Origin of the sequence: Pedobacter sp. AK017 (assembly GCF_014200825.1) — a bacterium.
GTDB classification, from domain to species: domain Bacteria; phylum Bacteroidota; class Bacteroidia; order Sphingobacteriales; family Sphingobacteriaceae; genus Pedobacter; species Pedobacter heparinus.
Map to the genome: position 1 here is coordinate 146129 of NZ_JACHCW010000001.1, position 14219 is coordinate 160347.

Here is a 14219-nt window from a genome sequence, read left to right on the forward strand (position 1 = left end):
AAAGTTTCAAATTCGTGTGTGAATGTTATTTTTGCATTAATGTTTAATCCAAAACGTTCAAAATTAATGAAAAATATACCATTGCTCAGACCAAATGCAATTTTGATCGTATTTATTTCTTTTATTTTTACTATCGCATCTAATTACCAGGCATTTACGCAAGAGTATAAAATAAAAACCATCGTAATTGACGCCGGTCATGGTGGGCGGGACGGCTCTACCAGAGGCCTGTATTCAACAGAGAAGGATGTAGCTTTAAAAACTGCCTTACACCTGGGTGCAGCAATAGAAGCCAATATGAAGGACGTAAAGGTAATTTATACCAGAAGTACAGATGTATTTATCCCATTATACGAGCGTATAGCAATTGCCAATAATGCAAAAGCTGATTTATTTATTTCTATCCATTGTAACGATATGCCCGTACACCGGTCTACCATTGTAACGGGATATAAAAAGAACAGTCGTGGTAAAAGAGTGGCCATTACTGAAACCGTATACCGTAAAAGTACTTCTACCAGAGGAGTGGAAACCTTTGTATCCGGGATGGGGAGAATGAACGAACAGGACGAGGTGATCAAAAGGGAAAATGCGGCGATCTTTCTGGAAGACAATTACAAAGAAAACTATGAAGGTTTTGACCCGAACAATCCTGAAAACTACATCATCCTGTCCTTAATGAAAAACACCTTCAGGACCCAAAGCCTTAAACTGGCCAAACTGGTGCAGGACCAGTACATCAGGGTTGGCCGTATTGATCGCGGCGTGCAGGAAAAAAGCCTTGCTGTACTTGCCCGTGCAGGCATGCCTGCTATTTTAACGGAAATTGGTTTCATCAGCAATCCCGATGAAGAGAACTATATGAACTCTGAAGCAGGGCAAAATGAAATTACGGAATGCTTATTGAAGGCTATTGAAAATTACAGAAAAGGAATTGAGGGATAATACACTAAAATAAAAAGAATAAAAAATAGATGAGATTGAAGATATATGTATTCCTGGCTGCCATTTCACTAATTATAAGTTCGCAAGCTACTTTTGCTCAGGGATATAAAGTTAAGACCATTGTGATAGACGCGGGTCATGGCGGGCCAAAATCGGGTGCAGCAGGGAGTTATTCACTGGAAAAGAATGTTGCCCTCAAAGTGGCCTTAAAACTGGGCAAAAAGTTTGAAGAAGAAATGCCGGAAGTTAAAATCCTGTACACAAGAAAAACCGATGTGGACGTTGAATTTCACAAAAGAGCCGCCCTGGCCAACGACAATAAAGCCGATATATTCATTTCCATACACTGTAATTCTATGCCCGACAGAAGGGTTGTAACAGGTTACACCACTACAAAAGGCGGCAAAAAAATAGCCAGATATGGTTATGTAAAAAATACCTCAACCAGTGGGACGGAAACGTTTGTAGCCGGATCGCACCGGCTGGACGAGCAGGATGTGGCCATAAGGGAAAATGCGGATATCAAACTGGAAAAAAACTATAAACAGAATTACGATGGTTATGATCCGAATGACCCTGAAACATTTATTATACTATCTTTGTTCAAAAATACATTCAGGGACAAAAGCCTGAAGTTGGCAAGGTTAATCCAGAACAATTACACAAACGATGACAAAAGGGTTAACAGAGGTGTAAAAGAACAGGGCATTTTAATTTTACAAAGATGCGGAATGCCTGCAGTTTTAACGGAAATAGGGTTCATTTCTAATCCAAGAGAAGAAGATTATATGAACTCGGCCAGTGGGCAGGATGAAATTGTAAACTCCATCTTTAAAGCGGTAAAGACATATAAAAGAGAAACTGAAATCAATTAAGACCGCCGAAGGTAGCTGAAGGCAATGATAAAATAAATATTACTGAAAAAACAAAACATACCTGATGAAGATAGCAAACGAAACTAAAGTAGGCATCCTGGCGGCCTTTTCAATTACCTTATTAATTATTGGTTATAACTTTTTAAAGGGTAATGCCATTTTTTCGAATGAGACCGTGCTGTACGCCAGATACCCTAGGGTTGATGGACTGGGCGTGTCCAAACCAGTTCTGATCAATGGTTTTCAGATTGGCCGCGTAGATAAGCTACAATTACAATCAGATGGGAGTATCCTGGCCACTTTAAAGATCAAGGGAAAATATGAAATCCCAAAAAACAGTATAGCTAAACTGGAAGGTACCGACCTGCTGGGCAGTAAAGCTATTGTAATGGAACTGGGCACGGGTCAGGATTTTGCGCAGGATGGGGATACCCTTAATGCAAATGTGGCTAAGGGTCTGCTTGAAACCGTACAGCCGGTTCAGAAAAAAGCGGAACTGATCATCACTAAAATGGATTCAATCCTGACAAGCGTAAACTCTATTCTAAACCCTAACTTTCAAAAAAATGTTGATAAAAGTTTTAACAGTATAGCTTCTACGCTTTCTTCACTGGAAGCTACATCTAAAAAGGTAGATAATCTGGTGGGCTCTGAAGGGTCCAGGGTATCTGCAATCCTGGCCAATGTAGAGGCCATTTCAAGTAACCTGAAAAAGAACAATGAAAAGATAAACGGCATATTGAATAACATTGGCAATATTACAGATCAGGTGGCTGCAGCTAATTTTAAACAGACCATAGAGAATGCCAATAAGGCCATGGCCGATCTGCAGACCATTGTTAATAAGGTGAACAACGGACAAGGAACCCTGGGTATGCTGGTGAATGATACAAAAATGTATGAAAACCTGAACAATGCCTCTAAAAACCTGGATAATCTGATGATAGACCTGAAACAAAATCCTAAACGTTACGTTCACTTCTCCGTATTCGGAGGTGGTAAAAAGGATAACTAAATCGTATAGGTATTTCCTTCAATCGCCAGTTCAGTATTTTCAAATACGGATCTGGCTTCCTCCAGCAGTGGCTGTAAAGTCTTGTACCTGGAAGAAAAATGTCCGATAAGCAATTTAGCTGCTCCGGTCATTTTCGCAATCTCAGCGGCCTGTAATGCGGTGGTATGGTGTGTCTGGTTTGCCCTGTCTACCATTTCGTGTAAAAAAGTGGCTTCATGGTACAGGGTATCACAACCCTGTATACTTTCAAAATAAGTTTCGTCGAACAGCGTATCAGAACAATAGCAATATTGCTTAGGGCGGTCAGAATCTGTTGTATAATCTGCGTTCAATAAAACCCTGCCATCAGGCAGATCAAGGTCAGCCCCTCTTTTCAGCAAGGGATAACAATCAACAGGAATTTCTTCAGCTTCCAGCTTTTCAACAATCAATTTTCTCAGCCTTTTCTTTTGTACAAATTTAAAGCCTGTACAGGGAATCCTGTGGTTTAGAATAATGGTTTCTACCTTTAGGTCCGCATTTTCAAAAATCTCTGCCGGCGCATCTGTCTGTGTGGCCACGAACTCAACCGGATACCTGATCACCGTTTCCGAATGTTTAAACTGCAGCTCGAGTATTTCAGCCAGAGCTGCCGGAGCAAATATTTTGATGGGCTTAATCCGTCCGTTTAAATGCAAGCTGGAAAGCAATCCAATCAATCCAAAATAATGATCGCCGTGCAAATGGCTGATGAAAACAAAATCTATCTTATTGGCTTTAAATCCAAATCTGATCAGTTGTTGCTGAGTTCCTTCCCCGCAATCGATCAGATAGAACTTTTCGTTGCAATTTAAAAGCTGGGCTGTCGGATTTCTATTGTATACAGGTGTTGCAGAACTACTGCCTAAAATAGTGACCTCAAACTTCATTAATCTTTATCTACGCTCCCCAACAGTTCTTTTTCTATTTCTTCCATAAAGATCAGGTCTGTAGCCTCATCAATTTTAGAAACAATGGTAAGTGACTGGTCAAGGCTCGACATTTCCAATATCTTAGCTACAACCTCATTGATACCGGTTACAATAAACAATCCGTTGGCTTTTTTACACAATCTATCACCAAAAAGTAAACTGCTCAGGTCCTGAGAATCATCACACTGCTTTACCGATGAAAGGTCTAATACAATATTACAATAACCTTCTGTGTTCAATAAAATGAACTCAGATTTCAACTTTGGTGTATTGTCGTTTGTAAGCTTTGATTCATTAAGCTTTAAAACCACATACTTTTCATGCTTATCTACTGAAAATTTCATGATATTGATTGTCTATTTAGTCCGATATGAATATTTAGTCTGATACGAAAGTAATTAATTTTATTTGTATGTGCAGGGTTTAAAATTTAATTGTACTTAAAAAGCCGTTTACATTTTTTTCAATACGCGCTACCACATCTGCCTGTTCATTTTTCACAAAACGGTCTCCCGTAATCTGTTCATAAAGTTCAATATAGCGATCGGCTATCGAATTCACGATCTCAGGGGTCATTACCGGAATACTTTGTCCCTCTTTACCCTGAAAACCATTTTCGATCAGCCACTTACGCACAAATTCTTTCGACAATTGCTTCTGCGGCTCATTCTGTTCCTGCCTTTCCGAATAACCTTCGGCATAAAAATAACGTGAAGAATCCGGCGTGTGGATCTCATCAATTAAATAAATCTCCTCACCCACTTTACCAAATTCGTATTTTGTATCCACCAGGATCAGTCCGCGTTCAGCGGCCATCTGTGTACCACGCTCGTATAAGGCATACGTGTAATTTTCAAGTTGCGTATAATCTGCTAGCGAAACAATACCTTTAGCCAGTATATCTTCCCTTGATATATCTTCATCATGGCCCACCGATGCCTTGGTTGTTGGTGTAATGATCGGCCCGGGTAGTTTATCGTTTTCTTTTAACCCTTCCGGTAAAGCCACACCACAAACGCTGCGTTTACCGGCACTATACTCTCTCCAGGCATGTCCGGCAAGGTATCCCCTTACTACCATCTCTACTTTAAATGGCTCACAGATGCGTCCAATGGTTACCATTTCATCCGGTACCGCAATTACCCAGTTGGGCACAATATCCTTTGTTGCATTTAAAAACTTAGCTGCAATCTGGTTCAATACCTGTCCTTTAAAAGGAATTGCTTCCGGTAAAACCACATCAAATGCAGATATCCTGTCAGTAACCACCATTGCCATAAAGCGGTTATCTATGGTATATACATCGCGTACTTTACCCTTATAAAAACTGGTCTGCTTCGGAAAGCTAAAATTTGTTTCTTTAATTGCTGTCATTCTTATTACTGTATATCGCCGTATGCTTTTAATATTCTTTTTACCAGTTTATGCCTTACCACATCATCGCCATTGAGGTAAATAATCTCTATACCAGGTATATCGTCGAGTATGCGCAGGGCATTGTGTAAACCGGACATCTGTTTTTTGGGCAGATCAATCTGTGTGACATCTCCCGTTACAATAAATTTTGCCGATGGCCCCATACGGGTCAAAAACATTTTTAACTGCAGGTCGGTCGAGTTTTGTGCCTCATCCAGTATCACAAAACAATTGTCAAGCGTCCTTCCACGCATAAAGGCCAAAGGTGCAATTTCAATCGTCCGGTTCTCTATATAGGTTTTCAGCTTCTCCGCCGGTATCATATCGTCCAAAGCATCATACAAAGGGCGCAGGTAAGGATCTACTTTTTCTTTTAAATCTCCGGGCAAAAAACCCAGGTTCTCTCCCGCCTCTACAGCCGGCCTGGTTAATATAATGCGTTTGATTTCCTTATTTTTCAAAGCCCTTACTGCCAAAGCCACCGCTGTATAGGTCTTTCCGGTTCCGGCAGGGCCGATAGCGAACAGCACATCGTTTTTTCCGATACTGTCTACCATTTTCCTCTGGTTCGCAGTTCTGGCCTTAACCATCAATCCGTTTGTACCAAATACGATCACTTCGCCTCCCCCACCTGTGTTTGCCGGTTTCTCGGTCCCATTATCAGCTGCAACCTGCGCCTTCTTTGAAACTAAAATCGATTCCACATCATTTGGTGTCAAAGAACTGTATTGCTCCAGGTGACCAAGCAACTGGTTATATTTCTGTTCAAAGCCCTTAAGTTCCTGATCATCACCAAGTACCTTAACCTCATTCCCTCTTGCTACAACTTTAAGTTTAGGAAAAGCATTTTTAATCAGCTCGTAGTGCTCATTATTTGTGCCCCAAAACTGTACCGGATCTACCGATTCTAGTGTTAATTTTAGTTCGTTCAAAATATTGTTTTTTAGATAGGAGTGTATATTTTGATATAAAAATTGAATATTTGTACGCGATTTGCCGCTTACGCAAGATTAAGAATAAATATTCAATTTTTAATGGCCATTATTACATTAACAACAGATTTAGGATCAAAAGATTTCTACCAGGCTGCCCTTAAGGGTAGTATCCTGACTATCTTGCCTACAGCTACAATTGTTGATGTAACCCATGAGGTGCCATCCTTTAATATCTCGCACGCTGCTTTTGTATTAAAAAACTGTTACCTATACTTTCCTAAAGGAACAGTCCACCTCATTGGCATCGATTCTGTATTCAGTGAGCACACCAAATACATTGCATTAAAACACAAAGATCATTTTTTTGTAGGTGCCGACAATGGGATCTTCTCTTTATTATTTGATGAAAAACCAGATGAAATTGTAGAGCTCAATATTATGCAGGACCTGAAGTACCTCCATTTTCCACTGGTAGATATTTTTGTAAAGGCAGCTACACAGCTGGCCAGGGGTGCCAAATTAAAAGACATAGGTGTACCTACCGAGAACATTGAGGAACGGATGCTGCTTAACCCTGTTATCGAACGGGACATCATCAGGGGAAGTGTAATTTATATTGATACCTTTAGCAATGTGATCACCAATATCACCAAAGAACTGTTTACCAAGATTCAGCGCAACAGGGATTTCACTTTGTATTTTCGCAAAAGCGAAACCATCAGTCAGCTGAGCTGGCATTACAATGAAGTGCCCGAAGGCGAAAAATTATGTTTGTTCGGTATCAGTAACCATCTTGAGATCGCCATCAACAAAGGAAAGGCCAGTGGCCTGCTGGGCCTGCACCTGAACGATATTGTCAGGGTCGAATTTCATCCTTAAGGCATGGAGTTTGCTGGATAAGCTGCAAAACCATAAAACAATGCGTAATATCCTGTTTTTTTTCCTGCTCTTTTTTATATCTCTTAAAGTATCGGCAGCTCAAAGTGACACCAGTGCCTATCAGACCCAGCGCCTGAAGATCAATGCATTGCTGGCCGAAAGAAGTGCCAGGTTCGGACAGTATGATGAAAGTTTAAATGCCCGCACGGGAATATTCGGGTTTCAGACAAAAAAAGACATCAGGAATTCCAATGAGATACTCAGACAGCTGGTGTTGAATGATAATAATATTTTTAAGGAACTCAAAATTTTAATGGATTATAAAGACCTGGAGGTACAACAGGTAAAAACCAGTGCCGGTGAAAGCGACGAGAGGATACAGAATTACAAGCTGTCCATCAAACAACTTCAGGATCAAAACCAGTTACTCAAAGCCGAAGCGGGAACAGCAATAAAAGATAAACACTTTGCCTACACCTTGAGCTTATTGTTACTGCTGGTTACCGGAGGAATGGCATGGTACGTTCTTAAAAAAATAAAACGGATATGAAAAAACAATTGTTTAAAATATTGGTAAAGCTCAATAAAGTATTGCTGCCCAGCCTTTACAAAAAAGACCCGATGAAGCTGTCCACTGTTCAGAAAGCCATTTTAGGCTATAAGTACTGGACTCTAACCAATTCCCTTTAATTGAAATAGCTCGTCAGCAACCCCACCAGAAATTTGGGTTCTACCCAGGTCGACTTAGGGGGCATCACCCCTGCTGCATCTGCTACAGCAATCACTTGTTCAACAGAAGCGGGATACAAGGTAAAAGCTATAGCAAACAAACCGTTATCTACACGGGTCTGCAGCGTAAAGACCGGCGTTCTACCTCCTTCAAAAGTAATCCGGGCATCAGTTCTCGGATCCTGTATGTTTAGTATAGGTCCAAGAATAAAATTCTGCAAAATGCTCACATCCAATACGGCAACGGGATTATATTTATCGTACAAACCCGCTTTTGGATGTAGTGTATACCATTGTCCGTTAAAATACATACCTATTTGGTGCAATGCCCCCGGTTTCACCGCAACTGCAGATTTTTCCATTAAAAATGACTGGGCAACAGCCTCCAGAAAGTGTTCGGCTTTCAGCCCTCCCATATCCCTGATCAGCCGGTTAAATTCAAGTACTTTTACCTCCTGGGTGTTCATGTATACCGTACTGAAATAATTGTAAAGTTCAGTTCCCTCGTGTTTTGTACCGTTCAGCATTTTTTTTTGCAGGCCCATCTTTGCCATAGAAGCAGCCCTATGATGGCCATCTGCAATGTAAACTGCAGGCATTTGTGCAAATGAGTGTACAATGGTTGTTAAATCGGCTATATCAGTAATGGCCCACACCCGGTGGGCCGTACCATCTTCAAAAACAAAATCCAGGTCAGGATTTTGTAACAGGTATTTTTCCGTCAGCCGGTCTACCAATGCATCTGGCTGGTAAGTAATCAGTACCGGGTTAGCATCCAGCCCTGTTTGCTGCAGATAATCGGCCAAAAGCTTCTCCCTGCGTTCTACGGTAGACTCATGTTTCTTGATCCTGCCTTCCAGATAATCGCTGATGTGTGTAAGTGTCCAGATTCCTGTTTGCACCAGCTCATCGTGGCGCACCTGGTAAATGTAAATGGCGGGTTGTGGTTGTTTAACCAAATAGCGGTGTTCTATAAAACTTTCCAGGTTTTCACTGATCTTTTTAAACACCAGTTCCTGTCTGGTACCCCTCAGATAAGGATTGTCCAGTTCCGGATCAATTAAATGCAGAAAACTGCATGGATTTTCCGAAGCAATCAGCTTTGCCTCACCCGTGCTGTAATTTTCAAGCGGCCGCGTGACCACTTGCTGTTGCAAATGAGCAGCGGGTTTAAGCGCACAAAATGGCTTAATTTCAGGCATATATTTGGTTTAAAAACAAAAAAGGGTACCTAATTTTAAAATCAGGTACCCTTTTTCAAAATTTTACTACTTCTTAAAGTGCTCAATAATCAGGGAAGCCAGTTCCGTACCAATACGTTCCTGGGCTTCATTGGTAGCAGCACCAATATGAGGCGTTAAAGATATTTTTGGATGCTGTAAAATAGCAGTGTCCGGCGTAGGCTCATTATCGAATACATCCAGGCCTGCAAAAGCAAGCTTACCGCTGTCAAGGGCCGCAATTAAAGCCGTCTCATCAATGGTACCACCACGTGAACAGTTTACCACGCCCACACCGTTTTTCATTTTAGCAAACTCTGCTGTACCTAAAATAGGTTTATCCGCAAAAGGTGTATGTAAACTGATGAAATCACTCTTCGCAATCACTTCATCCAGTGAAACGGTCTTGAAAGGAATTTCTACCGAAACGCCGCCCTGGAAAGTTAAAGGCAGTGTACCTTCTGCAGGGTAAAGATCATAAGCCAAAACGTTCATGCCCAGTCGGAGTGCCACTTTAGCAGTTTCACGACCAATACGCCCAAACCCAATGATACCCATAGTTTTGCCTTGTAACTCTACACCACCAGCATAGGCTTTTTTCAAGGCATTAAATTTGGTATTGCCTTCAACCGGCATTTTTCTATTGGAATCCTGTAGAAAACGGATACCGGTAAACAGGTGTGCAAAAACAAGCTCAGCTACCGACAAGGATGAAGCGGCAGGTGTATTTACTACTGCTATGCCTTTACTGCGGGCATAATCCACGTCAATATTATCCATTCCAACACCACCACGGCCAATCAGCTTTAGGTTTGGCACCTGATCTATCAGGTCCTTACGTAACTTGGTTGCACTTCTAACCGTAATACCATCGTAATTTTTTAAAGCTTCAACCAATTGGTCTTGCGGTACAGTATCTGTATCCACCACAAAACCCGCTTCTTCTAATAATTTTTTACCAACAGGATCTATCCCGTCGTTTGCAAGTATCTTAATCATTAATATATATGTTATTGGTGTTTCTCTGCAAAAATCTGCATTAATTCTATTAAAGCATGTACGCTTGTAATTGGCAATGCATTGTACATTGAAGCCCTGAAACCACCTACACTTCTATGGCCTTTAATCCCTTCAACACCATTTTCTTCAGCAAATTTCAGGAATGGCTTTTCAAGCTCAGGGTTTTCCATTACAAAACAAATATTCATTCTTGAACGATCCTCCACTGCACAGGTACCTTTAAATAAAGGATTTCTGTCAATTTCAGCATACAAAGCCTTTGCTTTAGCGATGTTTTCTTTCTCAATCTCGGCAACTCCACCCTTAGATTTTAACCATCTCAGGTTCAGCATGGCCACATAGATAGAAAATACCGGCGGGGTATTGTACATAGAACCACCATCAATATGAACTTTATAATCCAGCATAGAAGGAATACTTCTACCCGATTTACCTAAAATCTCATCTTTAACAATGGCAATGGTCAAACCAGCCGGGCCAATGTTTTTCTGTGCACCCGCATAGATCAGGTCAAACTTAGAAACATCAATTACCCTGCTCATAATGTCGGACGACATGTCACAAACTAAAGGCACACTGGTTTCCGGGAAACTGAACAGTTCAGTTCCGTAGATCGTATTGTTTGAAGTGCAGTGAAAATAAGCACTGTCTTCAGGAATGGTATAATCTTTAGGAACAAAAGTAAAGTTATCCGCTTTAGAAGAGGCTACAATATTAGCTGTTCCAAAAGTTTTCACTTCTTTAATTGCCTTGTTGGCCCAAACACCGGTTTCCAGGTAAGCTGCAGTACCGCCCTGAGGCAGTAGATTCATAGGAACCATCGCAAACTGTAAACTGGCACCACCTTGTAACAATACTACCGAGTATCCCGATGGCACGTTCATTAATTCCTTAACCAGTTTTACGGTTTCATCTACAACCGCTTCAAATTCAGGAGTACGGTGAGAGATTTCCAGAATGGATAAACCATCTTTAAAATCCAATACCGCCTGTGATGCTTGTTTAAATACTTCCTGAGGTAAAATACATGGGCCTGCGCCGAAATTGTGTCTCATCTTTTATACTATATTTATTGCGTGTAAATGTAACAGTTTTATGTCGTTTATCATTTCGATTTTTTAAACTTGATCACCAATTTCACATTAAGCCGCCTGCCGGTTAAGTAGTTAGGCACAGCATATTGTACGTTATCCAGATCTTTCAACCATAAATAAGAAACTGTATTATTGATATTCAACAAATTAAATACTTCAACGCTGGCTGTAAACGAACTAAAATATTTCTCTAAAAAACCTGATTTTTTTACATTAAAATCATCTAAAAAATCTTTAGAGAAACCAATATCCAGCCGCTTATAGGCCGGGATGTGAAAATCGTCAGAATACCTCTGCAGCAGTGGCGAACCCACGGGCAGTTTAGCGCCATAAAGCAAAGTGAGGTGTACTTTGTAGGCCGGACTGTTCAACAGCCTGTCCTGAAAGTATGCAGAAAAGTTTACACGCTGATCCGCGGGTCGTTTCAGGTAACCCAGCCCATCGTTTTTCAGGTCCTGGGCCGACTTCATAAAAGAAATCCTGAAATACGACAGCAGGTCCTTTACAAACTCACCACCAATGTTAAAATCAGCTCCATAAGTATAGCCGGTTGCCACTTCCTCGGCCAGGTATTTCACCCGTACATTGTCCATCATATAAGGTACCAGCCTGTCCAGATATTTAAAATAGAGCTCAGAACTGAACTTTAAGCGTGTACCCAGGGCATCAAATGCATAGTCCAGACCTGCCGAAGTATTGTACGAGCGCTGTGCCTTCTGATGTAAGTTCAACATACCATTAAAGTCGCGTATACTCCTGTAGTCGGGCGCCTGCTGATAAACCCCTGCACTAAAACGAAAGATTTTTCTGTTGTTCGCGGGACGGTAGGCCAGCAAAAGCCTTGGACTCAGTAAAAACTGGGTACTCAGACTGTTATACCCCGCTCTTAGCCCCAGTTGCAGGTCCGTATTGGCCGACAAGCGGTAACTGTCCTGCATATAAGCCGTGTAATACTGAATGGCCAGCTTGTTTTTAACAGCTACACTGTTGTTCTGGTAAAAATTATGTACCTGCTGATTGGCGATGTAACCAGCTGAATCAATCAGGCTGTACTCATTCAGGTCATCGTTGTAATCCTTGTTTTCGAACCTCAGGCCCCAGGAAAAAGTATGGTTCTTAAAGGTCTGGTCGGCCTTCAGTTCTGTACTAAAATTTTGTGAAGTAAGCTTGTTCATGGCATAATTGATGTAACCACCTATACTGCTTTCCTTTGAAGTGGACGGACCATCATCTTTGTCAAACAAATACCAGCCCGCTATGTCAATGTGCTCTTTTTCGTCTGTTTTGAAATAACTGCTGATCCATTTGATCACATAATCTGGCCTGGGGGTAAATTTTAAGGTTATTGCAGCACCGGCCGACTGGTAATTGTCCTTTTCTTCCCCCTCATAATCTACATTCAGACGTAATTTTGTATCGGCAGTACCAAATTCAGTTTCCCTGCTTTCCGGGATCAGTTTAAACCTGCCACTATTGTAATTGCCCAGCAAACTTAAACTGAACCTTGACGATAAATTATAATTATATAGCAACTGCACATCCGTAAAACTTGGTGTATAAACCCCCTTGTTGTCCTGGCTGTTCAATATTCCAGTATTGTTCTTGTACCGTATTCCGGTAAGCAGGTAGCTGTTCGGGCTTACAATTTTTGAACTGAATGCCAGGCCAAGCAAGCCAGCGCTTACTGCAGCCGAACTGCTGTCGGGCCTGTCATATTTTACATCCAGTACAGAGGACAGCTTATCGCCATATCTGGCTTCAAATCCCCCGGCCGAGAACTTTGCTGAACTCAGGAGATCAGTATTGATAAAGCTCAGGCCCTCTTGCTGTGCATTGCGAACCAGCACAGGCCTGCTGATCTCTACATCGTTAACATACACCAGGTTCTCGTCAAAACTACCGCCGCGCACGCTATATTGTGCGCTCAGCTCATTATTGGGTGATACGCCTGGTAAAGTTTTTAAAACAGCTTCGAAATTTCCCGATACCGAAGGCATAGCAGCCGCGTCCGTTAGGTTAATGAGCGTACTGTTGCTCAGCTGGTTTTGTTTATTGGTAATGGTCACCTGTTCCAGTTCATTTGGATTTATACGCATTACAACATGTTGTGTAACCCTTCCGGCCTTGTCCTGTTTGATACTGACCAATATGGGGTTATATCCCAACAGCGTATATTTCAGGGTAAATATTTTACTTTTAGAATAGATGTTATAGGCTCCCTGTTCGTCAGTTATGGTAGACTGGCTTTGTCCTATTACAGTAACAGTTACCTGCTGTAAGGATTTACCCAACTCATCTGTAACCAGCCCCGATATTTTTATCAGGGGCTGTGCGACAGCTTTGCCAAAACCGAGCAAAACGACAAAGACAAGCAGGCAAGTTTTGAGCATTAAACCATCGTTTTAATTACATTAAGCCCTCTGCACTAGCCCACCCTCAATCTGTTTAAGTTCGGCAATCATACCGGCAGGTGATGCAGCTGCAAAAATAGCGTTTCCTGCAACCAGTACATCGGCCCCGGCCTGCAATAAAGCAGCTGTATTGTGCAGCCCCACACCACCATCAACTTCTATCAGCAGATCTGGATTTACTGCTGATGCCATTTTTCGCAGTTCAGAAATTTTATTTAAGGAATTTGGGATGAACTGTTGCCCGCCAAAACCCGGATTTACGGACATGATCAGCACCATATCCAGATCGGTAAGCAGGTCTTTCAACAGGCTGACAGGTGTATGCGGGTTAAGCGCTACCCCGGCCCTGCAGCCTGTAGCATGAATGGCCTGCACAGTTCTGTGTAAATGGGTACAGGCCTCATAATGCACCGTAATCATCGCGGCACCGGCAGAAGCAAAACGTTCGATGTACTGATCAGGGTTTACGATCATCAAATGCACATCTAATGGTTTTTCAGCGTATCGTTTTATGGCTTCCATTACCGGAAAGCCAAATGAAATGTTAGGCACAAACACACCATCCATTATATCCACATGAAACCAGTCGGCCGCACTGGCGTTGATCATTTCAATATCGCGCTGCAGGTTGGCAAAATCTGCTGAAAGTACGGAAGGGGCAATTAGATGGGACATTTTTATTGACGATTTACAATTTAAGATCTGAGGTTACAATACCGCCTGCCAGCCA

At 41.7% G+C, this 14219-nt stretch carries 15 protein-coding genes; 6 read left to right on the plus strand and 9 right to left on the minus strand.

Annotation, left to right across the window (positions count from 1 at the left end):
* The first annotated feature begins 66 nt into the window (after positions 1-66).
* The 3 genes from HDC92_RS00650 to HDC92_RS00660 all read left to right on the plus strand — a co-directional run bounded on the left by HDC92_RS00650 (position 67) and on the right by HDC92_RS00660 (position 2835).
* Complete coding sequence (locus tag HDC92_RS00650) at positions 67-945, plus strand: N-acetylmuramoyl-L-alanine amidase (protein WP_238326457.1); 879 nt, start codon at positions 67-69, stop codon at positions 943-945.
* A gap of 29 nt (positions 946-974) precedes the next feature.
* A complete protein-coding gene (locus HDC92_RS00655) occupies positions 975-1820 on the plus strand; it encodes an N-acetylmuramoyl-L-alanine amidase (RefSeq protein WP_015807690.1) in 846 nt (281 codons plus the stop codon).
* Positions 1821-1884: 64 nt separating this feature from the next.
* Positions 1885-2835 carry an MlaD family protein gene (locus tag HDC92_RS00660; RefSeq protein ID WP_015807689.1) on the plus strand — a complete coding sequence of 317 codons (951 nt, stop codon included), beginning with the start codon at positions 1885-1887 and terminating at the stop codon, positions 2833-2835.
* On the opposite strand, the gene HDC92_RS00665 is transcribed toward HDC92_RS00660, so the two are convergent.
* The 4 genes from HDC92_RS00665 to HDC92_RS00680 form a co-directional block, all read right to left on the minus strand.
* A complete protein-coding gene (locus tag HDC92_RS00665; protein ID WP_015807688.1) occupies positions 2832-3743 on the minus strand; it encodes a ribonuclease Z in 912 nt (303 codons plus the stop codon). The genes HDC92_RS00660 and HDC92_RS00665 overlap by 4 nt on opposite strands.
* Positions 3743-4129 carry an STAS domain-containing protein gene (locus HDC92_RS00670; RefSeq protein WP_015807687.1) on the minus strand — a complete coding sequence of 129 codons (387 nt, stop codon included), beginning with the start codon at positions 4127-4129 and terminating at the stop codon, positions 3743-3745. Before HDC92_RS00670 ends, HDC92_RS00665 begins: the two co-directional genes overlap by 1 nt.
* A gap of 79 nt (positions 4130-4208) precedes the next feature.
* Positions 4209-5159 (minus strand): phosphoribosylaminoimidazolesuccinocarboxamide synthase, encoded by a 951-nt coding sequence (locus tag HDC92_RS00675; protein WP_183871638.1) that lies wholly within the window; start codon positions 5157-5159, stop codon positions 4209-4211.
* Between the two features lie 5 nt (positions 5160-5164).
* Positions 5165-6133 (minus strand): PhoH family protein, encoded by a 969-nt coding sequence (locus tag HDC92_RS00680; RefSeq protein WP_015807685.1) that lies wholly within the window; start codon positions 6131-6133, stop codon positions 5165-5167.
* Positions 6134-6235: 102 nt separating this feature from the next.
* Here HDC92_RS00680 and HDC92_RS00685 point away from each other — a divergent pair, with 102 nt between their 5' ends.
* Genes HDC92_RS00685 through HDC92_RS00695 form a run of 3 tightly spaced genes read left to right on the plus strand, consistent with a single transcriptional unit; the run spans position 6236 to position 7705 of the window.
* A complete protein-coding gene (locus HDC92_RS00685) occupies positions 6236-7015 on the plus strand; it encodes an S-adenosyl-l-methionine hydroxide adenosyltransferase family protein (protein ID WP_015807684.1) in 780 nt (259 codons plus the stop codon).
* A gap of 40 nt (positions 7016-7055) precedes the next feature.
* Positions 7056-7565, plus strand: coding sequence for a hypothetical protein (locus tag HDC92_RS00690; protein ID WP_015807683.1), 510 nt, complete (start codon positions 7056-7058; stop codon positions 7563-7565).
* Positions 7562-7705 (plus strand): hypothetical protein, encoded by a 144-nt coding sequence (locus HDC92_RS00695; protein ID WP_015807682.1) that lies wholly within the window; start codon positions 7562-7564, stop codon positions 7703-7705. Before HDC92_RS00690 ends, HDC92_RS00695 begins: the two co-directional genes overlap by 4 nt.
* Here the strand turns inward: HDC92_RS00695 and HDC92_RS00700 are convergent.
* The 5 genes from HDC92_RS00700 to rpe all read right to left on the minus strand — a co-directional run bounded on the left by HDC92_RS00700 (position 7702) and on the right by rpe (position 14164).
* On the minus strand, positions 7702-8946 hold the full coding sequence (locus HDC92_RS00700; RefSeq protein ID WP_183871640.1) for a DUF1015 domain-containing protein: 1245 nt from the start codon (positions 8944-8946) through the stop codon (positions 7702-7704). The genes HDC92_RS00695 and HDC92_RS00700 overlap by 4 nt on opposite strands.
* Positions 8947-9012: 66 nt before the next feature.
* Complete coding sequence (locus tag HDC92_RS00705) at positions 9013-9963, minus strand: D-2-hydroxyacid dehydrogenase (RefSeq protein ID WP_015807680.1); 951 nt, start codon at positions 9961-9963, stop codon at positions 9013-9015.
* 11 nt (positions 9964-9974) lie between these two features.
* Positions 9975-11039 carry a 3-phosphoserine/phosphohydroxythreonine transaminase gene (serC, locus tag HDC92_RS00710; RefSeq protein WP_015807679.1) on the minus strand — a complete coding sequence of 355 codons (1065 nt, stop codon included), beginning with the start codon at positions 11037-11039 and terminating at the stop codon, positions 9975-9977.
* A 50-nt stretch (positions 11040-11089) separates the two neighbouring features.
* Positions 11090-13468: a TonB-dependent receptor gene (locus tag HDC92_RS00715; protein WP_183871642.1), complete on the minus strand. Its 2379-nt coding sequence runs from the start codon at positions 13466-13468 to the stop codon at positions 11090-11092.
* A 21-nt stretch (positions 13469-13489) separates the two neighbouring features.
* Positions 13490-14164 (minus strand): ribulose-phosphate 3-epimerase, encoded by a 675-nt coding sequence (rpe, locus tag HDC92_RS00720; protein WP_183871644.1) that lies wholly within the window; start codon positions 14162-14164, stop codon positions 13490-13492.
* Between the last annotated feature and the right edge of the window lie 55 nt (positions 14165-14219).